Genomic DNA, 22225 nt, shown 5'->3' on the forward strand with positions numbered 1-22225 from the left:
TACGCACTGCTTGGAACACCGCGTCGATTGTCAACGCGGAATCGAACGGGGACTGAGCGCGGTCAACTGCCGGATGTAGGATAAACGCACTATGGAATAAATGACGCCCGAAACCCCCGCCAATCGGCTTGACCGGCCTGTCGACGAGGCATATGACCATATATTGGGGCCATCCGATGCCGAGATCACACTAGTCGAATACGGCAGCTATGCGGATCCCTCCTCCCGCGCCGCCCACGAGCGTGTTGCTGAAATGCGCAATCGCTTCGGCAATCGCTTACGCTACGTCTTCCGCCATCGGCCGCTGCCCGGCAGTGATATCGCCCGCCGCGCCGCCGAACTGGTGGAATCATACAGCGACCCGGCACGCTTCTGGCACGTGCATGTCTCGCTGATGACCCACGCCGCCACGCTGACCGTGGACGACCTGCACACTATCGCCGCCGACCAGATTCTTGAAGAGAAAAACGCGCCTCGGAACGAAGAGGGTACGCTGGGCGCAAAAGCACGTGTGGATGCGGATATGGAGAGCGCCGACGCCAGTGGCGTCATCGTCACACCTACATTTTTCATCAATGGCCGCCGCTACGACGGCCCCTGGGACGCCAACTCGCTTTCCGAGGCGATGCTTGGATCCCTGGGTCATGTCGTCCACGCGGCCGCGCTGGATTTCGCCAAATGGGCGCCGTCGACCGGTATTCTTCTGCTGCTGACGACCGCGATTGCCATTGCGCTGAGTAATTCCACCTTCGGTCCGGACTTTAATGAATTCTGGGACCAGCCCTTTGGAATCGCCTTTGGCAGCGCATCATTTGATCTCTCGCTGCGCCATTGGATAAATGACGGACTGCTGGTCATTTTTTTTCTGGTGGTCGGCCTGGAAATCAAGCGGGAATTCACGGTAGGCCATCTCGCCAGCCGTCAATCCGCGATGTTACCGGTCGCGGCGGCCATTGGCGGCATGGTGATGCCGGCGCTGGTATATCTGCTACTGGTGCCGGGAGGGCCAGAAGGCGCGTGGTCGCTGGGATGGGGCGTGCCGATGGCGACGGACACCGCATTCGCGGTCGCGCTGATTGCCATGATGGGCAGGCGGGTACCGGTCGAACTGCGGGTTTTTCTGACCGCGGCCGCGATTGTCGACGATATTGGTGCCATTATCGTCGTGGCGATCTTTTATACCGATGCGCTGCACGGCAATTATCTCGCCGGTGCCGCGGCTATCACGGGATTGCTGGCGCTGATCAACCGCAGCGGCATCTATCGCGCTTCACCTTATGTATTTCTGGGAATCGGCCTCTGGGCCTGTGTACATGCCAGCGGGATCCATGCGACCCTGGCGGGCGTCATTCTCGCGCTCTTTATTCCGACTCGCCCGCCGCCCAACCTCAGGGCGCTGATGCTGCAAGCCGATGCGATTCTGACGGCGGAAACCAAGCGGGGCCAGGAAGTCATGCGCCATGGGCCGTCCGAACCCTCGCTGGAAGCGTTGGACGCCATCCATGACCGGCTGGAATCCCCGGCTGAGCGCATGCTGCGTCACGTTGCGCCGAGATCGAGCTACGTAGTCCTGCCCCTCTTCGCACTGGTCAATGCCGGTGTGGCGGTAGAGATCGGTGCGCTCGGCGGCCAGATGGCGCTCATGGCCGGTACCGCGGTCGCGCTGGTGGTCGGCAAACCGCTTGGGTTCGTCGCCGCGGCGGCGCTGGCCGTCCGGCTGGGCATCGCCACCAAACCTTTGGCATACTCCTGGCGTCAACTGGGCGGTGCGGGAGCCCTGGCGGGTATCGGCTTCACCATGTCGCTTTTCATAGCGAGCCAGGCCTTTGAGGCGGAAGCCGATTTCGCCGCCGTCAAAATTGCGATCTTCGCGGGCTCCATGGTATCGGCGATCATTGGGACCGCAGTATTGTGGAATGCCAGGTCCGGTTCCAATTCAACCTAAATCCTGATGCGACCACGCGGGATGTAGGTCGGGTTAGCGCAGCGTAACCCGACAATCCAGCATCACTGACGCAGCCAGTAAATCACGCCATTGAAATCGACGGGGTTGAATGCCGCCCTGGACATATCTGTTGTATCCTGCCCTCCCGTCGATTTTATGTAGTCTTCGAAGTAGCTGTCGCGAATCAAATCCGTGCCGGGCGCGTATGTCGAGAATGAGGCAACGGGATCGATATTTCTCTCAAATGCATTCAGCGCTTTCAATTCCTCCGAATATTCTTCGGAAAACCGGTAGTTCAATTCCTGCTTGAGCCAATTGATACGCGTTAATAGATCCCTGGAATTTATTATATTGTCTGTATTGGTGATGGGTTTTGACTCCATGAATTTGTTTCCTCGTTCCTCAAAAAAGATGATTTAACCCTGAATCCGGTAGCGGTCTCACCCAAAAGCTAAGCCTCGCAAGGACCTCGCACCTCTCCAATGGAGTGGTAATATTTATACAGGCGGAGTATATACACTAAACAGCCATCCCGGTTCAACCCGGATCATCCCTTTCACATTTCCGCAAAGAGGAAAATCATGACTATCAAGGCAATGTACGTGCAGCCGGGCGGCGGATTGGATCGTGTGACGCTGGGCACGTGCGATTCATCAACGCCACAAGCCGGTGAGATTACGGTCCGGATCCGGGCGAGTTCGCTCAACTATCACGATTACGCGGTGGTCAGCGGCATGTGGGCGCCGCCGGTCCCTCGCATTCCCATGTCGGATGGCGCTGGAGAAGTCATCGCGGTGGGTGGCGGCGTGACCGGCTTTGCGATAGGCGATCATGTCGTCAGCACTTTTTTTCCCACCTGGCTGGACGGCGAACCTGAGATTGAGAGTATGGAGACCGTTCCGGGCGATGGCATCGATGGCTTCGCGCGCCAGCAGGTAACCATGCCGGCAACTGCATTCACTCGGGCACCGAAGGGTTATAGCCACGCAGAGGCGGCGACACTTACCTGCGCGGGATTGACGGCCTGGCGGGCGCTGATGGTGGACGGCCCATTGAAACCTGGCGAAACCGTGCTGGTTCAGGGAACCGGCGGCGTTTCGATATTCGCGTTGCAATTCGCCAGAATGGCGGGCGCGACAGTAATCGCCACATCGTCGAGCGACGAGAAGCTCGCCCGGCTTGAGGCGCTGGGTGCGGATCATCTTATCAACTACCGTAAAGATGAAAACTGGGGCGATTCGGTACGCCGATTGACTGGAGGACGCGGTGTCGATCATGTCATTGAAGTAGGCGGACCGTCTACGCTGGCACAATCCCTGGTGGCGGCACGTATCGGCGGACACGTCGCGGTGATCGGCATTCTCTCCGGTGTGACCGCAACACTGCCGTTGCTTTCGGCCCTGACACGGCAATTGCGCCTCCAGGGGTTGGTCGTTGGCAGCCGGCACCATCAGATGGATATGATTCGTGCAATCGACGCCACCGGGCTGCGGCCGATAATTGATCGTCACTTCATGCTGGAGGAAATCGTCCAGGCATTCCGCTATCAGGAAACCAACCGGCATTTCGGCAAGATATGCCTCGATATTTGAACCTGAACGTCCATAATCCTAAATCCGGCAGTTGACCGCTCATTTAATAGATCAGTGTTATGCGTAATATCAATATTTCGTATTACTTGACTCTCACCTTCCGGGTGAGGCTGCTACGGGGTGAATTGCAAAGTTTTTGCGGCACATGGCTGCGTTGCAACTTCTTGGAATGGCGCGCCCCGGAGCGTGGCGCGAGGGGCCCCGCGAAGTGGGGATCGGGCAGCGCAGGGGATGCCGCGACCGCGTTCCGAGGCACCCGCATCCCGCTGCGGGGTCACACCTTCCTGCGGAAAGCACTGCTCCGCCCTGCGCGGTCGCACCATTCCGCGTCGTTGCGCCTTGCCCCGCACCCCAAAAACCGCGTACCTCACCCGTTCAACTACCGGATTTAGGATAATCATTTTTCTCCATAAAGAAGAAAATGAGAAAAGAAATAGTCGTCATCGGAGGTGGTTTTGCCGGAATAAACTTGGTAAAGCATCTGGCCAATGAGGCTGGTTTTCATGTCACGCTCGTCGATATGAATAATTACAATTTCTTTCCTCCGCTTCTGTATCAAGTATCCACGGGTTTTCTGGATGTATCCAATATCTGCTACCCTTTTCGTAAGCTGTTTCATGACAAGAAGAACATAAGCTTCCGTTTGGGCAGCCTGCAAAAGGTTATTCCCGAAAAAAACAAAGTACTCCTGTCCACCGGGGAATTGGCTTACGATTACCTCGTTCTTGCCACCGGCACCGAAATCAATTACTTCGGCATGGAAAATATTCGCAAGGCCGCACTTCCCATGAAAACGGTGGATGACGCCATAGAAATACGAAATTACGTTCTGCAAAAAATGGAAGAGGCCACCCTTACGACGGATGAAGTCGAAAAGAGGATACTCACTACTGTCGTAATCGCCGGCGGCGGGCCCACCGGTGTCGAGATCGCGGGCATGCTGGCGGAGATGCGCAAAAGTATCCTGCGGAAGGATTACCCAGAATTGGCAGGCCATAAAGCACATATCTACCTGGTGGATGGCGCATCCGCGTTATTGACGTCAATGAGCGGGCGATCACAAAAATATACTTATGACACATTAATGAAAATGGGCGTAAAAGTGCGCTTGAACGCGCAGGTAAAGGATTATATAAACGATACGGTGATCTTTGCGGATGGGGAAACCATTCAAACTAAAATCCTGTTCTGGACCGCGGGCGTTACCGCAAGGGTATTCGAGGGCATGCCGCCGGAAAGCTATGGACGGGGCAACCGCTTATCTGCGGATGAATATAATAAAGTGGCTGGAACGCGGAATATCTATGCTATCGGCGATACCTGCTTACTGACTTCCGATAAGGACTTTCCCCAGGGACACCCCCAGCTGGCGCAAGTGGCGCTTCAGCAGGGTAAAAACCTGGCTGACAATTTTATCGCCTCACTGCATGACAAGCCATTAAAACCGTTTATCTATCATGACAAAGGGTCGCTTGCGATTATCGGAAGAAGCAAAGCAGTGGCGGATCTCCCTGATCCGGGAATCCACTTCAATGGATTCGTGGCGTGGGTAACGTGGCTCTTTGTCCATCTTTTTTCCTTGATTACTTACCGCAATAGACTCATGACGATGGCTAATTGGGCAGTGGCTTTTTTTACAAGAGATCAGTCCTTGAGAATGATTATCAGAGCAAACCGGGTGCGAAAAGAGTAGTCGTGGGCATGCCTTTTTTTGGCAATTCGGATGATGCAGCATGATTTCGTGCAATATTTCCCGTTGTATTATGGCGCAATTCGGACTCGTCGACGCTTTCTGCATCTTTCCAAAAAATGTTCTATATTGAAAGTAGCAAAAGGAATCAGGTTTGGAAGATGGCAATGGCGGATACGGGTGCGCGAGTCGAGGTTCGATCGTCATTTTATCCGGGGGAAAAATGGTTGGTGATGGGAAATCGGTAGTTCTATCGTTTGATGACGGCCCGGCGCCGGTGAGCGCACTGGAGAGCATCCTGCAAACGTTGAAGACGAATGAAATCAGGGCGGAGTTTTATGTTCTCGGCAGCGAGGTGAAACAGTATCCCGATGCGGCGAGGATGATTGTCCGCGAGGGACATGATATCCAGAATCATTCTTGGAGCCATCCGGATCTCGCGAGGGCGACCGAGCAGAACGTGCGATTGGAGCTGGAAGATACCCAGAATATCATCGCCAATGTCACGGGAGTGACGCCCACGAAAATCCGGCCGCCATACGGGGCGGGAGGCTTTCGTGGGAATCTCGACCCGGAACTGGTTGAAGTTGCCGATGACCTGTCACTCGCCATTGTGACCTGGGATATCGATACCGAGGACTGGAAAGCACCAAAAGGACTGGGACCCGAAAAGATAAGAAATATCGATGCGCAGTTCACGCAGCAGTGGCGCAAGGTTTCCTTCAATATACTCATGCATGTGCAGCCGGCGACGGCCAGGGATCTGCCCTCCTTTATCTCTCAGCTGGAGGAATGGGGCTTCACCATCGCGGAACCATGATTGATGGTAGCGGCATCATCGGCATTAGGCTGGCGGGTGCGGGTCGGTGTTCCATGTGGATTCGTGCCGCTATTTGCATTGTTGTGGAGCCCGGCGATGGCGTTTGCGGAGGGACACAGAGAATATCATTGCACGCCTGACACCCAGTATGAATGTATAAGCGGCCGGTGCGAAAGGGTAACCGATAGCTTCCAGCATGCCGAGTCATTCATTTACAACACCAAAAACAACGAACTCTCGGCGTGCCTGTGGACGAACTGCTATGCAGCGACTGCGGTGGTATTAAAAGATGAGGCTGCCGGAACGCTCACCGCGACCGGCAAATTGAAACCCGCCTTGCATCTTGGTAATGAATCCGTCATTGTTTCCTTGACGATCCGCGCCAACCCTACCCGTGATATCTTTGGCAAAAAAGTCGATGGCTTTACCGCTGTCTGGGGCTACGGAAATAAGGGACTGACGCTGGACACCGGCAAGTGCGAGACCCGGAAATCACCATGACATATCGATGGACGCTCGCGCAGGAGAATGCCGGACGATTGCATTGCCAAGCCCTTAGCAAGATTGCCGGGTAGCGGGAATTCTGTTATTCCATTTCCGGGCGATATTTCCTGCTGGGCGCGATTGCGTAAATTGACCCGGCACAATTAAATCTGATCGGCATTTAATGCTATGATGATTGACGGAACGGAGGACCTGAAGCTTCCCTTTGTACCATCAATAATCAGATTATTCTTATCCAGCATCGTTAGATCAGGGAGAAATACATGAAGCGATTAGTTCCAGGCATCATTATCTTACTCAGCTTGGCGGGTTGCGCTTCCGTCAATGAAAAATCAGCGGGCGACAACATGCAGGCGGCCGCCGCCGCCCGGGACCGGGGAGACTGGGACGCAGCGCGCAAAATTTACGCTCGTTCGTTCACCGATGCCAATCTGGCCCAGACCAGCCCCCGCTTCAGGGCTGTTCTCCATTATGAATATGGTCGCTCCCTCGGCGTAACGTGCCATTTTAAGGAGGCGGAGCAAGAACTTACGGCTGCTCACGACCTGGACAAGAAAAGCGGAGGGGTATTTTATATCTCGCTGACAGAGTTAGGGCGCCTCAATCTTGTTCAAAAAAAATACACTGAAGCTGTCACTTACTTTGAAGGTGTCTTAACCGAATTGGAGCCCGAAATCGCCGCCAAAAAAGCGCCCGACTTCTACGTTGCCGTACTTGACGATTATGCGTTGGCCCTTTCCGGAGCCGGGCGACCGAAGAATGCTGAAACTGCCGCGAAGCAGGCTGCGGAGATCAGAGCAACCGCACCGGCGGCGCAATCATGGGCAGGCTCCGATCGCACTCCCTACGGTACGCAATGTGCCAAAACCTGACGCGTCGCGCTACCTGAGCGGTATTGCCGAAAAGGGTCGAGGTTTTGCTATTCTGGCAGAGTCAGGCTGATAGTGTGGATATTCCCCCTGACCGGCCCAAAAATTATCGGAACCGGTCGTGAATGATGGCATGTGGAAGATTGTTGAGTTCTAGTTAGCGCCGCCCGCCTTTGCTGGCGAAATATCCGCGCTAGTCCCCTCCCGCCGCTTTCTTGCCCAGATAGGCAGCCTGGCCGAGTCCGAATATGGAAAGCAGGGTTGCATCGACATCCGGCATTGTGACCACGCGGCGGAATTCGATGTGATCCATAAACTCAACCGCTGAGATCGCATAGATAATCACCGCCAGGATGGTGATCGCCACCATCTGAAAGTCGCCCAGGTCGGTGTGATTGGAATCGTCGGTGACAAGATCCAGAACCTTGGGGGCATCGGCGCTGACTTTCATGTCTGTTCTGCCCTCCGCGGTGGCTTTTTCGACCTTACCCACGGTGATGGCTTTGGCGGCCGTAAAAGTGAGCACGCTGATTCCCGAGAGAATGAGCAGGTTCGGCGGGATATCCACCCCGCCTACATAGCTCCAGCCAGCCGCAAAGATGCGGTGGAATACAATGGCGATATAAGCACTGATGACGAGCGAGAACCAGAGCAGGGTCTGAAACTTGGAACTGCTATAGCGATTGTCCGCGCCCAGGAAAAGTGCTGTCGGATGGCCTTTGGTGAAAACGTAGGCCATAGCGAAAAGCGCCGCCATGGCGCCGAGGAGCGACCACCAGCGTGCGGCGCGACCCACCGATTTACTCTGCCATTCGAGGGATTTCACGGAGTTGGTGCCATCCGTCGCATTCATGCCGCCGCTGCGCACATAGGTGGCCATGATGCCGTCACCGGGACGCATGGCTGATACAAGCGGCTGGAACTGGGTGCTTGTCTGGAGCGGAACATTGACTTCGTTCTCGGGCTTATCCAGGTTCCGGGTCCTGACAATGAGCCACGACATATCGGCGGCGATCTCCTTGATGGTGCCGATAATGGTCGCGCCGATAATCGTGATTTCATTTTTAAGTCTATCGCCTTTGGGCGTGGGTTCGTAAGTCAGCGAAACCAGATCGCCAGGCTTAGGCTGGGTGAAGTAGGCCGGGCCCTGTTGATCGGGAGGAAGAAACGTCCGCACCTCTCCACTCACCGACTTTACCTCCAAGGGTTCCGCTTGAATGACGATGCCATCGAAGCGGGACGATGACATTTCCGGATTCCGCGCGGCCGATCCGGCCTGCGCCGCTCCGGTTGCGGTAACGCCAGCGGGCTGCGGTGAGTCTTGCGCGTAAAGCGGCGCCGCGATCAGAAGAAAGGCAAGGGCGGATATATATTTTGACTTGAGCATGACTCATCCTCGTCTGCATAGAAAACCGGTCGCCGCCAATTTCCAGGCTTATTATGCAACATAGGTTACAACCCCGTTTAATGCAAGGAAGCGCCATTCGACAGGTCTTTCCTATGCGGTATCAGGCTTTCCGGTTCCTCAGAATGCCGTCGCCAGATACTCGAACAAGAGAATAAGGCCATACCCCCCCGAGGGCAGCGCTATCGCGGCACCGAATACCGGATGCTTTGTGAACGGCAGAAAGGCGCCCTTTTGATTGTCCCTGATCGCCTCCAGTGTCCACTCGATCTCTTCCTTTTGCGATTCCTCATCCGCTGCTTGATCCGGTATTTCAATAAGCTTCTTTTCCAGCCGCTTGATGGCCTCTTGTTTGGCCATTTCGGCGGAATGCCGCAATGCCATGGCGTTGACAAAGAGAAGTGCCGCATTGACGGTGAAAATGATGCCAAGCGTGGCCGGAAAACCCCAATGGTCGAAGTAGTTGTGGCGGGCCATTGCCAGAAGAAACATGATGACAAAGGGAAAATAGATGAAATTGCCGATAACCTTTGTTCGCTCGGCAATCAATTCAATGCCGAGCCATTCATCCAGATTTTCTTTGTCCATGCCCGCGCTTGTGCCTTGCCCGCGTTCCCTGGCTATTTTTGTAAACCTGCCATGGGCCCACTGGATTCTTTTTATGGCAACACAATCAACCCATCTGCGGCACAGACGTGTCGCGTCTATCACATAGAATATCAGGATCAGCATGATGATCACGCTCAGGATTATGATGGCATCGTTAATCTCAAAGCAGCCTTCGCCTCGGCAGGGCGTGTTGGGAAAACCGAAAAGGACCGTCATCAGGAATGCAAAAAACAGCGCAAGCGCCACCTGCGGCGTGCATCGCATGGCGAGATTCCCCAATTGGCCGAGTACCGCGTATTCCTGCCAAAGATGCGCGGCATGGACATGATCAGCTTCTTGTGGCCGCCAGGCGTGTATTCCCACGCTGCGGCGAGGCGACCACGTGGATAAACCGGGGGGTTCGCAGTCCAGTTTATCCGCTGGCTTGGCGTCTTCGTCTTTGAGATTGAAGTCATGCGCGAGAATACGCTCATTATCTTTCATCTTTCGCCAGGAATAGCTGAGGAAAGCCACGCTCATCCCGATTGCGAGCAGGCAAATTGACGCTGCCGGCCATGCGCTGATTCCCTCGGTCAGCGTGAACGGCTCGTTTTCCGCCGGATTCGGCATCATCGAGGTCACCCATGCCACCACGCCGTAAGTTGCCGCACCGGCCACGGCGAGCCCCAGCCAAAACAACCTGTTCGAGGCAAGCTTGAGGCAGGCATCCGCCACCGCACTGCTGATCAGCATGGCGACGAGGCCAAGCGCAATAGCCGCAAGGGCCGCCCCGGCTATCCATTTCAGATTTCGGCCGGCGCTGGAGTCCGCCTCCAGATCCGGACGCGGCGCATGAATGCTTAAGTAATCCGAATCCTGTGAGTTGCCATTTGTACTGATATCGTCGGTGGCGCCGGTACTGATGTCAAAGGCGCCATGCCGTCCAATTTCATACAATCTTGGCGCCGCATTCCCTGAAAATATCATCGGCTCCGGCTCCTTACCCGCCATCGTGCTCAACTGGAAACAATCCGGACAATCCGCGCTTGCCGAGAAGTGCTCCAAAGCCCATAAGGCGGTATAAAACAGCGACGTCTGGTAGTTATCGCGGAATGGAGGAATGTGTGTTTGCAGCGTTCGCTGGAGCTCCAGTCCGAAGTGCGATGCGACAATGAGATTTCGGGTAAATTGCCACTGAGGAGGGTAAGCCAATCTCGCGTTAAGATCGGTAGTGAAAAAGATGGCGCGGGGGAATATCTGTCGCAGCGCCTGCAGAATCAAAAGCTTGTCATAGACATCGCTGCCCAGCACGCCGATTGCCTTGAACTCCTGTCCGCTTCGCACCTCCTCCTGTTTCAAAGCCGCCGCCAGCCTGAGGAGATAGTCCAGTTGACTGCGGCCTTCGGGGCGCTGCCCCGTGTTCTGCGGAGTATCCTGGAGCTTGCCTTCATACCATGCCTTCACCCTGGCCTGGATCCCCTCCGTTTTTTTGTCATCCTCTTTGGTCGGCAATTCACCATCCAGGCCCGCGAGGTATGAGTGCGGGGTAATCCAGCCGGGCCATTCGTCGCGGCGCAATTTATTGATTTCGGATTCCAGTGCCGGGCCGGCCTTGCCGGAGCCGTTATTCATCGCGACCGCCGCAAAAGTGCGTGGAAGCGAACGGCCATAAAGGGTATCCCATTCCGAAATCAACGCAATTTTTGGATTGCAATCCTTGTCAGGGCAAGGCTTCAAATCAACCTGGCGGCGCTTCAATTCCTGGAGAAGGTACTCCGCCAGCATGGCATCCGTTGCGATCGTCCTGATGAATTCGATTCTTGGGTACTTGAATAGCTGCTCCACGGTACTTTTCATTTCCTGGCCGCCGCTGGACGAACCGGATAAGCCGGGTGCGCCAGACTGGCCGGGCAGATCATCCAGCAAAAAGGTGTCCTCCGCCGTTACCCAGGGGGAAAAGAGTTTGAGATGTTTTAACGTGCTGAAAAGCGGCTTCGCAAGCAGATTGGATTGCATGTTGCGCAATTCCTTCAGCATGGCGCTCAAGGTCGCGGAGCTTCGTGGTCCCAGTACACTGTATACGGGCTCTATTTGCGGCAGGCTTTTGCCGAGCGCTTCATCGAGATGGGCCAGCAGATTATCCAGCCGCACGAAATCCTGGTCTTTGAGCCATACGACCAGAACGTGCTTGCCAACCTCCGTATTCCGAAGTTTCGCCTTCGGGATGAACAGCTCGACTGGGACCAGCAGGGAAGATGCATCGGTCTCCAGCGTTTTTTCCTGCTCCCACTTGAATAACCGGATGTGTTCGCCGGATTCGGGCACATAACCCGCCGCACCGAGCGCCGAAACCATGGCGTAGCGGTCCTTGAGCCGGGACTCGACACTACTGACATAGGGGCTTCCATCCACAAACACGGGCAATATGCGCAAACCGGATGAGATGCCGGATTTCTTGATGACCTTGATCAGGTTATTCAGTGTATGCGGATCGTCTTTCAACCCCGGACGTTTCGGCTGTTTCGCTTCCTGGAGCCGGTGCGTTTCGACGGCTTCGAAGGGGTCCTGCCATAGACGCGCCTGCACCAGGCCCTCCTCCAAGAATACTTTGCTTGCCGCTTCCTTGTCGATAGGCCGGGAGGTTCTCAGCGAAATTCCCTCATAGATGAGGAAACTGCTTATGATCGCCACCACCGCGAAGATCCCGGCGAGCGGCAGTTTGGATTTTTCGTCTTGTTGTTCCGCCATATAATAGGTTTTTTTGGCAGGGCCACGCACGCGTATGATGGTGCGCCGACATTACTTATAACATGAATAGCGGTAAAAGCACTTCAATGCCTATAACATAGGCTTGCGTCGGATTACGCTGCGCTGATCCGACCTGCAATAACTTGCCTTTTCATATGCAGTCTCACCATGCAGCAACTATCCCCAAACCCGCCCAGATCGGGGGGTGTCGATCTGGTAATCCGTGGCGTGGCGCTTGAAGAAATCCCGGCCAAACTGCTGGGCGCGCACGAGGGGCTGATCAGGATCCCGCGCTACATCGGCCCGAGAGTTTCCGTAGCCGTGGACCAGGCCGACGAAAGTCGACCGCGTGTAGCGGCTATATTCCTGGATCTGCTGGACGATTCCGGCCGAAACAGTCGGAAATGTCTCCTCCGAACTCAAAATCAGGCCGATTCGCTTTCCCATCATGCGCTCCACGACCGAAGGCGATTGCGGATAGGAGGCGGCAATGTAACAAAACATGCGATCGAAGAAGGCCTTGAGCTGGGACGACATGCCGTACCAGTAAATGGGTGTCGCCGCGATGAAGCCATCGGCGGGCAGGAACTCCTCCAGAAACGCAGACCGAAACCCATCCTCGATCGCGCATTCGCCGTCAACTTTCCGGCATTGTCGGCAATCCTTAAGAAAGCTGGTGACAACATCGTCGGCGAACAGGACCTTTGCCTCATGGCCGGATTCCTCCAGACCTTTCGCTGCCGCCTGTGCCAATGCGGCTGAATTGCCATTTCGCCGGGGGCTGGAGCTGAAAACCAATGCCTGCATGTATCCTCCCTGGTAGGGCATTCGGCACCCCGCGGAGATGTTACTTGCAATTGAATTAGCCAGTCAAATTATGTAGGCTGGAACAGGCAAATAAACTGTCCGGAATTACGCCCCGCTCTCATATGGGGCCTGCTTCGGCGGATTTTCATGCATATGGATTACGTTCATATCCACCCGCTCAAGTACGGTATGCCCAGTTTGAAGACTTTTAATGATGGGCCTGGCTTACGCGTCCCGCGCCATCCGGCAAGGCGATGCGGACGTTTTGCATCATTCCCTGGTCTTCATGGTCGAGGATATGGCAGTGCAGCACGAATTCGCCGATATAGCGCTGATAACGGGTGCGCACCACCAGCGTGTACTGGCCGGGCGGCTTGCCTGGCGGTACCAGGTTTTTCACCCATAGCGTATCTTTCCACACGCCCTTCAGCGCACGGTATTGCGGGTCGGGTGCATCAATGGCATCCACGGCGTCCGGTGTGCTGACGTCCTTTCCGTTGGGGTCCAGAATCTTGACGATCTGGAAAGGGTTGACATGTATATGAAAGGGGTGGCTGACGAAATCGGACTTCAACGTCCACTCGTCCACGCCGCCCAATGTAAGCACCCGGTCGATCCTGCCCGGATCATAGGGTTTGCCGTTCACCTGGAACTCCACCGGATTCTTGTTGACGTCTATATTGAAGCGGAGTTCCTGGGTGCCGGTAACCTCATCATCCTTGATGTCGGCATGCGGCACGAATTTGGTTAGCTTCAAGCCATGGCGCAGGTCGCTTGCCACCCTGGACTGGATGGGTTCAGGCATGTTGAGCCTGGCCGCAGCGACGAGCTCCCGGGTCAGATAGGCAGTGATGTCCCGAGGAACGGAGTGGCCTTGCTCGACGGTGACGAGGCCCAGCAGTTGGCGTGACGGGGGAGCCTGTTCCACACTCGCAGATGGCGGGGCGGCATCGTCAATCACGCAGTAGACGCCCGCTTGAGGAAAAACCATCAGCGTGTCCCAGCGATAGGCGGGTTGATAGACAGTGACATCGGTCTTGATCACGGCCTTTGTGGTCAGCCCGTCGGCCGCGATCAAGTGTTGTGGCAGCGCGGGACCGGTGCAGTTCTCTTGCACATACGCGTTATGTTGGGCCGCCGTCAACAGGGTGGGGCTGCGGCCGCCCGCCTTGAGTTTGCGGAACTGTAGATTGATAGTGTCGCGAACACCGCCATGGATGACTCGCCAGCGTTCAATCTGCCCCGTCCTGGCGCCGCTGAAGGTGGGGAGAATCTGGCCGTTGATACTGGTATAGCGGCCCGAAGCAGGCCACGTTCCGGGGCCGAACTGATCGTATCCCTCGACACCGCCGACATCGCCCGGATCGCATTTGTAGCTGCCATCCGCATTTGTCTTGATCTTCCCCTGCGCGTCGCGGCAAGCGTACTGGATCTGCTGCATAACCAGCAAACGCTCGGTAAAAGGCTGGGTACCGGTGGGCACGAGCAAGGTATCGATATCGCCGTTCGCCTCCTGCGACGGGAAACGCGTGCCCCGGATGATGAGTGCCCCAGCCATGCCGCTGCCCACCTGCAATGCGGTGGAGCCATGCCGATGTGTGTGATACCAGAATGTGCCCGCCGGATGGTCGGACGGTACCTTGTATTCATACTGGAAGCTGACACCAGGATTGATGGAGATAAGCACGTTGTCGCCATTGCCCGCGGGATTCACCCACAGGCCGTGCGTATGCAGGTTCGTACCGTTGAAGCAGTGGGGTATGTTGACGTCCTTGCTCTCCTTGGTGCAGCTGGGGTCCGGCGGGAGCTGATTATGCAATGTCATGCGGATCGTCTCACCAGGGAGGATGGAGATGGTGGGCGACACGTAAGGAACGTCAGGATTGACCTCCTTGCCTTGGTAGCTTCGCAATCTCACTGCGTCGTAACGTTGCTCGGCGGGATTCCAGATCTTGCCATTGGTATAGGTGACGTTCAGATCCAATGCCGCCTCCGCCGCTGGCGCGGGCATGCCCCCGGGTGCGGCCATGCGCGCTTCAGGGCGCGGTCCAGCCGGGCGGATGATCTCCAGCAATGGCGGGTTTTCAACCACGCGAGGGCTTTCCAATGGATCTTCCGGCTGGGCATTCGCCAGGGATGCCAGGGCGCACAATGCGAATGCGGACAGCGTGGAGACGCGGAACGGAATTAAACCTGAATCCGGTAGTTGATCGCTCATTTAATAGATCAGTAATAATGATTAATAAAAATATTTCATGTTATTTGACTCTCACCTTCTGGGTGAGACCGCCACAGGGTGATTAGAGCAATAGCGGATTCACAAAACCGTCGCGTACCCGGTAACGCGTGTTTCCCAAGTGCCCGCCAGGCTGCTAAAAGCTGATCGGCACATAAATCAGATTGATGCTTTCCACTTCACCCGGTTGCGGCGCGCGTGCAGGCACGCCTGGTGTATCGACGGTAAGGCGCAAATGGACGCGATTATTCGTGATAGTGTTTTGGGGAAGCGGAATGGTGTATGTGACGGCCTCCCGCCCCTGCTGCGCACCGAAGGGCGATACGGTACCGAGTAGTATTCCTTTGCGTGTGCTGACCCGTATTTCCGTCCCGCGCGGAAGCGTGCCCGCACGGATCTCCAGCCACACCGCTTCCTTCGAGGTGGCCGGCCGGGTAAGGGCCAGCTCGATAATTCCCTGATGGTGGTCATCCTCGGCTTTCGTGCAGCTTACGCACGTGGCAGAAAATACCAACACGATAATGATCCTAAATCCGACAGTTGACCGCTTATATTTCATTCCCGCTCAGTGCGCTTCCACCACGATGGAAAGGACATTGGCCTTTGCTTCCATGCCGGGCTTCGCCGCCAGTACCCGATGCGCGGCCATCTGCTCCGGCACGATCCGGATATCGAGTGGCGCATCCGCTTTCAGGAGTTTCCCCTCATGCATCGCGGCGAGCGTAGTTGACAATGGTATGGTAAAGGTGACGGGCGCATGCACCACGTGATGACCGAACATGGAGAGCGTGCCTGCATAGTGCGGGCTCGAGGGGTCGGCACCCGCCGCGCCGGCTGGCGCATTGACCAGAACGGCAAAATCGCGGCCATGCGCCAGCGGAGGCAGGGCAATCGTCACCTGCGCAAAAAGCCTTGGCGCCTCCGGTCCCGTTCCCGCCTGGAGCAGCGCTGGCGGAATCATCACGGCACCGCTCGCGGTCTCGGCCGCGCTTGCCGTCGGCCTGGTAATTTGCGCGCTGAAACGCTCTATTCGGGTAACCGCCTCCGCCCTGAGCGCTCCGGCGGCAGGGGCTGACGGCACCACTTGCTCGCCCGATCCCGGCTGATAGGCATAATTGAAATCGCCGATCGTGGCGTAGTCGCCGGCGGTCGTTTTGCTCACGGGCCGCCCCTTCGAATCGACAAAGAACAGAAACGGCTCCGCAGACCACGCCTCAAGATCCGCACCTTGCGGCAGAACGGGGTAACCACGCGCCTGTTGCTTGCGGGTCCATACGTCCCACAACCGGTCGATATTCGAGTGATGCAGGAAAAAGAGGGGATCGACGGGAGACAGGTTGGCTTGCATGAATCCGCCGCTATTGGTGGTGTTGCCGTTGGGATCGGTAAAGATACCGCCCACGCAATTATGTACTCTGTTGTGCGGTTGACCCTCCAGAACGCCGAATCCGGTCAATCCGCTGTGCCCCATTGTTTTGGGGCTCGCAAAAGTGAGGAAATCGCGCGGTGCGAGCGCATCCAGCAGTGTTTGCAGGGAAACAGCCTTCGCCGTTTTACCATCTAGTCCCGGTTTCGCTTTTGTCACGCCGCGGGCATGGGCCTGGTCAAAAAAGAACGCGCCGCGCGGGTCGTCGATGATGTCGAACCAAAGGTCGTCGGGTGTGCGGATACCGCGAGCGAGGAGCTGGCCATATTGAGTTCGATCGTCAAATTCACCACTGGGTTTATAGATACGCTTCCAATAATCCGCCTTCGCCACTATGTCCCGGTAGCGAGCCTGGAATTCCCTGTAGTGCGCGATATAGATGGGATCAGTGGGGGTAAGCACATCCTCGAACATGACAGCGGGGACGCTTGGCTGAAACGGCTTTCGCGGGTCTGCGTTCTCGCTCCAATCCCAATAGGGCAGCGCGAAGGCTGAGTCGCCGCTGAGTTCCCGGCAAATCTGCTCGAACCAGCCAATGTAGCCGCGATGCCATACCAGGAACCACCAATTGCCATGCGGACAGTCCATGGTATGTGTCAAGGCGATACGATACCAATTACGCGGATCGGACGGCGGCAGGGCGAGCATCGCGCGGATTGCCCTTTTGTAACTCTCGATGGTGCGTTTCGCCTCCGGGCTTGAGATGTTGAGGCGCCGGTACTTCGCGGATTCTTGCGCGAAGAGCTTGCCAAATGGAAGGGTGGCTGCGCCTACCGCGGTAGCGGCGGCGGCCGTTGTTTTCAGAAACTCCCGCCGGGACATGGATAATGATTGCAGTTCACTATTTTGCATGGGAAGAGCCTTATTTTGGTTGTTGTTGTATCCCATGATTAGATAATTAAACGGCATCCCCGGATAGCTGTAAGATTTTACAGGTTGAGAAAATTCTCATAGAGTGCCATGCACCTCGCTCATTGCCTGCGTTTCAATGGCTGCTAACCGGGCCTGCAGGTGCTGTTGCTGCCCGGTTGAGGTTCTCGGCGGCATCCCTAATAGCCTTGGCGCCTGCGGAGGCCCGAGACTCGCCGGGAAGGCTACAGCCATGAATTCATTCATGATTGGCTCCTGTGGAAAAATGAATGCTGAAACATGCATAACCTACGGGTCAGCTTGCGGTCACTCCGGCAAAAACCCGTACTCGACTGGAAATTTGACGTAAAACAGATCCACATTCTCGGCTTGCAATAAATTCAGAAAACGCCTGGCCTCTTCTTCATCCAGGACAAACTCCACTTCCACTGGCAGATCCGCAATCAGTTCAAGGAAAGTCTCGCCATGCAATATGCCATGCCGCCCGAAACCGGCCATGGCACGAACCGCGGTGCCTCCATGAATCCCGCATTTTTTCGCACGCTCCAGCAGCCATTCGTATAGAAGTATGCCGTTGTGTTCACGGTATTCGTTTACATAAAACTTGAGAAATGTGCCTTGCATGCATTCCTCCCATTTATTTCACTGATTGATGATAACGAACAGTCGCGCCTTGGCTGATAGCATCGTCCGCCGCATCTCCGCTGGCAAACTGAAGAATTTATTCGGACACTTCTCTGGATAAAAACGGTTTTTATTGACGGCCAGCAGCCTGTCGGACTTAAAGCACATTGGCTGCCAAAGTTTCGGGCCGGATCATATTTCGCTTTTTAACCATCGACCTGCAAAATAGTCACAACCTATCCGCACCTCGTCACTTCCTCACTTCGGTTCTTCAGGTTACTGGCACGAAATTAGTATCGTATTACCCGGATCGTGTCACCCGTGCTATACATAAAGTAGTTATAGGGTAATTATCGTTGCCTTGCTTTACGGAGGGAACATGAATACTGCAACTGCTTCCCCGGAATCCGGCTCGGTTGTTTCGGTGCGCGGAGGAATTGTGGACATACGGTTTGAGAATCGCGTGCCGCCTATCCACTCGTTGTTGCGTACCGGGAAGCAAGGGAAAATCGTTATCGAGGTTTTGTCCCAGCTTGACCGGCAAAACGTGCGGGGAATCGCGCTGACCCCAACGCAGGGTCTGGCGCGGGGCATGCCGGTCACGGATACGCACGGACCGCTGATGGCGCCGGTGGGCAGCGCCACGCTCGCGCGCGTGTTCGACGTTTTCGGCAACCCCATCGACCGTCAGCCGCTGCCCGTAAACATCCAATGGCGTAGCGTCCATCACTCGTCGCCCCCTTTGGCGCGGCGCTCCACCAAATCCGAGATCTTTGAGACGGGTATCAAAATCATTGATGTCCTGATGCCCCTGGAACGAGGGGGCAAGGCAGGCCTGCTTGGCGGCGCGGGCGTAGGCAAGACGATATTGCTCACCGAGATGATTCATAACGTGGCCGGGCACCATGAGGGGGTCAGCATTTTTTGCGGCATAGGCGAACGCTGCCGCGAAGGGGAGGAACTCTACCGCGACATGAAGGCGGCAGGCGTGCTGGAAAACATGGTGATGGTGTTCGGCCAGATGAATGAGCCTCCCGGTGCAAGGTTCCGTGTAGGTCATGCGGCGCTGACCATGGCCGAGTATTTCCGTGACGACGAGCATCGCGATGTATTGCTGCTGGTGGACAATATTTTTCGCTTCATCCAGGCGGGCATGGAAGTGTCGGGGCTGATGGGTCAGATGCCGTCGCGCCTCGGATATCAGCCGACGATGAGCACGGAACTGGCCCAACTTGAAGAACGCATCGCCAATACCGATACCGGTGCGATCACGTCGATTCAGGCAGTATATGTTCCGGCCGACGATTTTACTGACCCTGCGGCGGTTCATGCTTTTTCCCACCTTTCCGCATCCATCGTGCTCTCGCGCAAACGCGCCAGCGAGGGATTGTATCCGGCTATCGATCCATTGCAATCCAATTCCAAAATGGCCACACCGGGCATTACCGGCGAGCGGCATTACCGGATCGCGCACGAGATTCGGCATACGTTGGCGCAATATGCGGAACTCAAGGACATCATCGCCATGCTCGGACTGGAGCAGCTATCTCCGGAAGACCGTAATGTGGTTGCCCGTGCGCGTCGGCTGGAGCGTTTCTTTACCCAGCCCTTTTTCACCACCGAGCAGTTTACCGGCATCAAGGGAAGGCTCGTCAGTCTCAAAGACGCGCTGGATGGCTGCGAACGCATTCTCCAGGATGAGTTCAAGGACGTTCCGGAGCGGGCGCTATATATGATCGGGACGATTGATGAGGTGAAAATTGCAAAAGGAGGAATAAAGCCGCAGCCTGGTCCGAATTCGAGGCCAAAGCCGGATTCCGAAATAAACGTGGTGCATGAATCTTCATGAATCTTAAAATTCTTCTGCCCTACAGTATTTTCACCGACAGGACTAGCGTAACCCGCATTGTCGCCGAGACGGGTGTAGGGTCGTTCGGACTCCTGCCCAACCGGCTCGACTGCGTGGCCGCGCTGGTGCCGGGAATCCTGGTTTTCGAGACGAAGGAAGAAGGTGAAGTCTACGTGGCGGTCGACGCAGGTATCCTCATAAAAACGGGGGCGGAGGTGCTGGTTTCGGTGCGCAATGCCATAGCGGGAGCCGATCTCGCCACCTTGCGCGAGACCGTGGAAAATGAGTTTCTGAATCTTGATGAGCAGGAGTTGAGTTTGCGCCGGGTAGTGGCGAAGATGGAAAGCGGTTTCATTCGCCGCTTCGCGGAATTTCATCATGAATGAAGAAGCGGAAAAAAAAGTGGGAAGGAAAAAGACCGGGGAGATGGGCACCACAGGCGGGGGCGAGCCGGAATTAAGCCGCCGGGTGGGCGTCAGGGCGGCGCACAAGCTCATGGCGCGGCGCCGGGGTACGCAGACGGTCTGGTCGGGGCTGGGCATGATAGGGCTGGTGGGCTGGTCGGTAGTGGTACCGACGCTGGCTGGCGCGGCGCTGGGTGTGTGGCTGGATCAAAACGTCCCGATGAAGCATTCCTGGACACTGATGCTATTGTTTATTGGTCTGATCATGGGTTGTGTGAATGCCTGGTATTGGGTAGACAAGGAGGATAAAGAAACCCATGAGGAGCCGGAGCAATCCGACAAGGAGAAATTATGATGAGTGAATTATGGAGCCCGGCATTGGCGGTGGTAACGGGGATTCTTCTGGGGACGATTTTCTTCGGCGGCCTGTGGTGGACTGTGCGCCGTGGCATTTCATCCAGCCGGACGGGCCTCTGGTTCATGGGCAGCCTGCTCCTGCGGATAGGCGTCGTCATGACGGGTTTTTATTTTCTGCTGGACCTGCCGGGGGACAGCTGGAAAACCCTGCTTGCGGGGCTGTTGGGATTCACCATCGCGCGGCTGGCGGCAACGCGGCTTTTTCCGGCTCCTTTGTCCGCGCCTTTATCCACTGGATTACCCGCCGAGCCGCTGGCGGGCAAGCCTGTACGGGGGGCCGGACATGCATCTTAGTCCCGACCATATCGTTTTCTGGGAATACGGCTTCCTGAAGCTGAATGCCACGATTGTCTATACCTGGGTATTGATGTTTGTGCTGGCCGCAGGTTCAAAAGCCATTACCGGCAGGCTCTCCATCGGACTGGAACGTTCCCGCTGGCAGAACCTGCTGGAAATCATTGTTATCGCCATCCGCAACCAGATCAGGGAAGTGGGCTTGCGCCAGCCGCAAACATACTTCGGTTTTCTCGGCACGCTGTTCGTATTTATCGCGGCGGCAAGTCTATTTACCGTTATTCCCGGCTATGAACCGCCCACCGGCTCGCTCTCGACCACCACGGCGCTGGCGATCTGCGTCTTTATCGCCGTACCGATATATGGCATAAAGGAGCAAGGACTGGGCGGCTACCTGAGTTCCTATCTCAAGCCGACGCCTCTCTTGCTGCCATTCAACATCATCGGCGAGTTTTCGCGCACGCTGGCATTGGCTATCCGCCTGTTCGGCAACATGATGAGCGGAACGATGATTCTCGCGATCCTGCTGACCATCACGCCGTTTGTCTTTCCGATTGTCATGAGCGCACTCGGCCTGGTGACAGGCATGGTGCAAGCCTATATTTTCAGTATTCTGGCCACGGTCTACATCGCGGCCGCTACCTCCGACCATGCCAGCCATGGTGATCAACGCGCGGCCGCACCCCAGGAACCGGATAAGGAAAAAATCGGAAAATAAAATGATGGGGGCGAGGCTCATATATCCACGTTGGTATTTATGCAGAATAAATATGACGATCAATCATATGGAACCCGTATATCAAACCAGCGCCAAACCGATAGTCCGTAACGCAAATAAGCACAAGGAGAAGCCATGGACAGCATGACCCTCATCGCAATCGTATCGATTCTCGCGGCTGGTCTGACGATCAGCTTGGGCGTGATAGGCCCGGCGCTGGGCGAAGGCAAGGCGGTTGCCACGGCGCTAACATCTCTGGCGCAGCAACCCGATGCCTCCGCGACCATCACCCGCACGCTATTCGTCGGCCTGGCGATTATCGAGTCGCTGGCAATTTACTGTTTCGTGGTTTCCATGATCCTCATTTTTGCTAATCCGTTCTGGAATCACGTTATTGCACAGGCCGCGGGAAAATAATC

General features: G+C 55.9%; 22 protein-coding genes. 12 read left to right on the top strand and 10 right to left on the bottom strand.

From position 1 onward, the window contains the following. Nucleotides 1–100: 100 nt before the first annotated feature. Nucleotides 101–1945 carry a Na+/H+ antiporter NhaA gene (gene nhaA / locus SQ11_RS11450; protein WP_041514307.1) on the top strand — a complete coding sequence of 615 codons (1845 nt, stop codon included), beginning with the start codon at nt 101–103 and terminating at the stop codon, nt 1943–1945. 62 nt (nt 1946–2007) lie between these two features. Here the strand turns inward: nhaA and SQ11_RS11455 are convergent, their stop codons facing one another. After that, complete coding sequence (locus SQ11_RS11455) at nt 2008–2328, bottom strand: hypothetical protein (protein WP_041514308.1); 321 nt, start codon at nt 2326–2328, stop codon at nt 2008–2010. Nucleotides 2329–2526: 198 nt separating this feature from the next. Between SQ11_RS11455 and SQ11_RS11460 the strand changes: the two genes are divergently transcribed. Next, entirely contained in the window at nt 2527–3537 is a 1011-nt protein-coding gene (locus tag SQ11_RS11460; protein WP_041514309.1) for an NAD(P)-dependent alcohol dehydrogenase, read from the top strand. 113 nt (nt 3538–3650) lie between these two features. Here the strand turns inward: SQ11_RS11460 and SQ11_RS11465 are convergent, their stop codons facing one another. Then, nucleotides 3651–3938 (bottom strand): hypothetical protein, encoded by a 288-nt coding sequence (locus SQ11_RS11465; RefSeq protein WP_041514310.1) that lies wholly within the window; start codon nt 3936–3938, stop codon nt 3651–3653. Between the two features lie 20 nt (nt 3939–3958). Between SQ11_RS11465 and SQ11_RS11470 the strand changes: the two genes are divergently transcribed. The 4 genes from SQ11_RS11470 (at nt 3959) to SQ11_RS11485 (ending at nt 7423) form a co-directional block, all read left to right on the top strand. Further along, nucleotides 3959–5230 carry an NAD(P)/FAD-dependent oxidoreductase gene (locus SQ11_RS11470; RefSeq protein ID WP_041514311.1) on the top strand — a complete coding sequence of 424 codons (1272 nt, stop codon included), beginning with the start codon at nt 3959–3961 and terminating at the stop codon, nt 5228–5230. Between the two features lie 151 nt (nt 5231–5381). Next, the gene (locus SQ11_RS11475) at nt 5382–6047 is read left to right on the top strand and encodes a polysaccharide deacetylase family protein (protein WP_232297984.1); all 666 of its coding nucleotides are present in this window, start codon (nt 5382–5384) and stop codon (nt 6045–6047) included. A gap of 3 nt (nt 6048–6050) precedes the next feature. After that, a complete protein-coding gene (locus tag SQ11_RS11480; RefSeq protein ID WP_041514313.1) occupies nt 6051–6548 on the top strand; it encodes a hypothetical protein in 498 nt (165 codons plus the stop codon). A gap of 266 nt (nt 6549–6814) precedes the next feature. Beyond that, nucleotides 6815–7423, top strand: a complete 609-nt coding sequence (locus SQ11_RS11485) for a hypothetical protein (RefSeq protein ID WP_041514314.1) — start codon at nt 6815–6817, stop codon at nt 7421–7423. 190 nt (nt 7424–7613) lie between these two features. On the opposite strand, the gene SQ11_RS11490 is transcribed toward SQ11_RS11485, so the two are convergent. The 8 genes from SQ11_RS11490 to SQ11_RS11525 form a co-directional block, all read right to left on the bottom strand. Then, on the bottom strand, nt 7614–8807 hold the full coding sequence (locus tag SQ11_RS11490; protein ID WP_041514315.1) for a hypothetical protein: 1194 nt from the start codon (nt 8805–8807) through the stop codon (nt 7614–7616). Nucleotides 8808–8945: 138 nt separating this feature from the next. Continuing rightward, nucleotides 8946–12161, bottom strand: a complete 3216-nt coding sequence (locus SQ11_RS11495; protein ID WP_052494221.1) for a hypothetical protein — start codon at nt 12159–12161, stop codon at nt 8946–8948. Nucleotides 12162–12338: 177 nt separating this feature from the next. Then, nucleotides 12339–12989: a flavodoxin family protein gene (locus SQ11_RS11500; protein WP_198140859.1), complete on the bottom strand. Its 651-nt coding sequence runs from the start codon at nt 12987–12989 to the stop codon at nt 12339–12341. A 187-nt stretch (nt 12990–13176) separates the two neighbouring features. Then, nucleotides 13177–15186, bottom strand: a complete 2010-nt coding sequence (locus tag SQ11_RS11505; protein ID WP_052494195.1) for a multicopper oxidase family protein — start codon at nt 15184–15186, stop codon at nt 13177–13179. A 154-nt stretch (nt 15187–15340) separates the two neighbouring features. Further along, the gene (locus tag SQ11_RS11510) at nt 15341–15721 is read right to left on the bottom strand and encodes a hypothetical protein (RefSeq protein ID WP_156972480.1); all 381 of its coding nucleotides are present in this window, start codon (nt 15719–15721) and stop codon (nt 15341–15343) included. Nucleotides 15722–15769: 48 nt separating this feature from the next. Continuing rightward, nucleotides 15770–17482 carry a tyrosinase family protein gene (locus SQ11_RS11515; protein ID WP_041514465.1) on the bottom strand — a complete coding sequence of 571 codons (1713 nt, stop codon included), beginning with the start codon at nt 17480–17482 and terminating at the stop codon, nt 15770–15772. Nucleotides 17483–17578: 96 nt separating this feature from the next. Then, on the bottom strand, nt 17579–17746 hold the full coding sequence (locus SQ11_RS11520) for a hypothetical protein (protein WP_156972481.1): 168 nt from the start codon (nt 17744–17746) through the stop codon (nt 17579–17581). A 60-nt stretch (nt 17747–17806) separates the two neighbouring features. Continuing rightward, the gene (locus SQ11_RS11525) at nt 17807–18124 is read right to left on the bottom strand and encodes a DUF190 domain-containing protein (RefSeq protein WP_041514318.1); all 318 of its coding nucleotides are present in this window, start codon (nt 18122–18124) and stop codon (nt 17807–17809) included. A 379-nt stretch (nt 18125–18503) separates the two neighbouring features. Here SQ11_RS11525 and atpD point away from each other — a divergent pair, with 379 nt between their 5' ends. From atpD to SQ11_RS11555, 6 genes are all read left to right on the top strand, one after another. Further along, nucleotides 18504–19973, top strand: coding sequence for a F0F1 ATP synthase subunit beta (atpD, locus tag SQ11_RS11530; protein WP_041514319.1), 1470 nt, complete (start codon nt 18504–18506; stop codon nt 19971–19973). Next, nucleotides 19970–20359 (top strand): F0F1 ATP synthase subunit epsilon, encoded by a 390-nt coding sequence (locus SQ11_RS11535; protein ID WP_041514320.1) that lies wholly within the window; start codon nt 19970–19972, stop codon nt 20357–20359. Before atpD ends, SQ11_RS11535 begins: the two co-directional genes overlap by 4 nt. After that, a complete protein-coding gene (locus tag SQ11_RS11540) occupies nt 20352–20732 on the top strand; it encodes an AtpZ/AtpI family protein (protein WP_084226834.1) in 381 nt (126 codons plus the stop codon). The genes SQ11_RS11535 and SQ11_RS11540 overlap by 8 nt, the downstream gene beginning before the upstream one ends. Further along, nucleotides 20729–21088: an ATP synthase subunit I gene (locus SQ11_RS11545; protein WP_232297985.1), complete on the top strand. Its 360-nt coding sequence runs from the start codon at nt 20729–20731 to the stop codon at nt 21086–21088. The genes SQ11_RS11540 and SQ11_RS11545 overlap by 4 nt, the downstream gene beginning before the upstream one ends. Then, a complete protein-coding gene (locus SQ11_RS11550) occupies nt 21078–21806 on the top strand; it encodes a F0F1 ATP synthase subunit A (protein WP_041514321.1) in 729 nt (242 codons plus the stop codon). Before SQ11_RS11545 ends, SQ11_RS11550 begins: the two co-directional genes overlap by 11 nt. A 135-nt stretch (nt 21807–21941) precedes the next feature. Further along, entirely contained in the window at nt 21942–22223 is a 282-nt protein-coding gene (locus tag SQ11_RS11555) for a F0F1 ATP synthase subunit C (protein WP_041514322.1), read from the top strand. Nucleotides 22224–22225: the final 2 nt, after the last annotated feature.

It is taken from the genome of Nitrosospira sp. NpAV (assembly GCF_000832065.1).
GTDB lineage: Bacteria > Pseudomonadota > Gammaproteobacteria > Burkholderiales > Nitrosomonadaceae > Nitrosospira.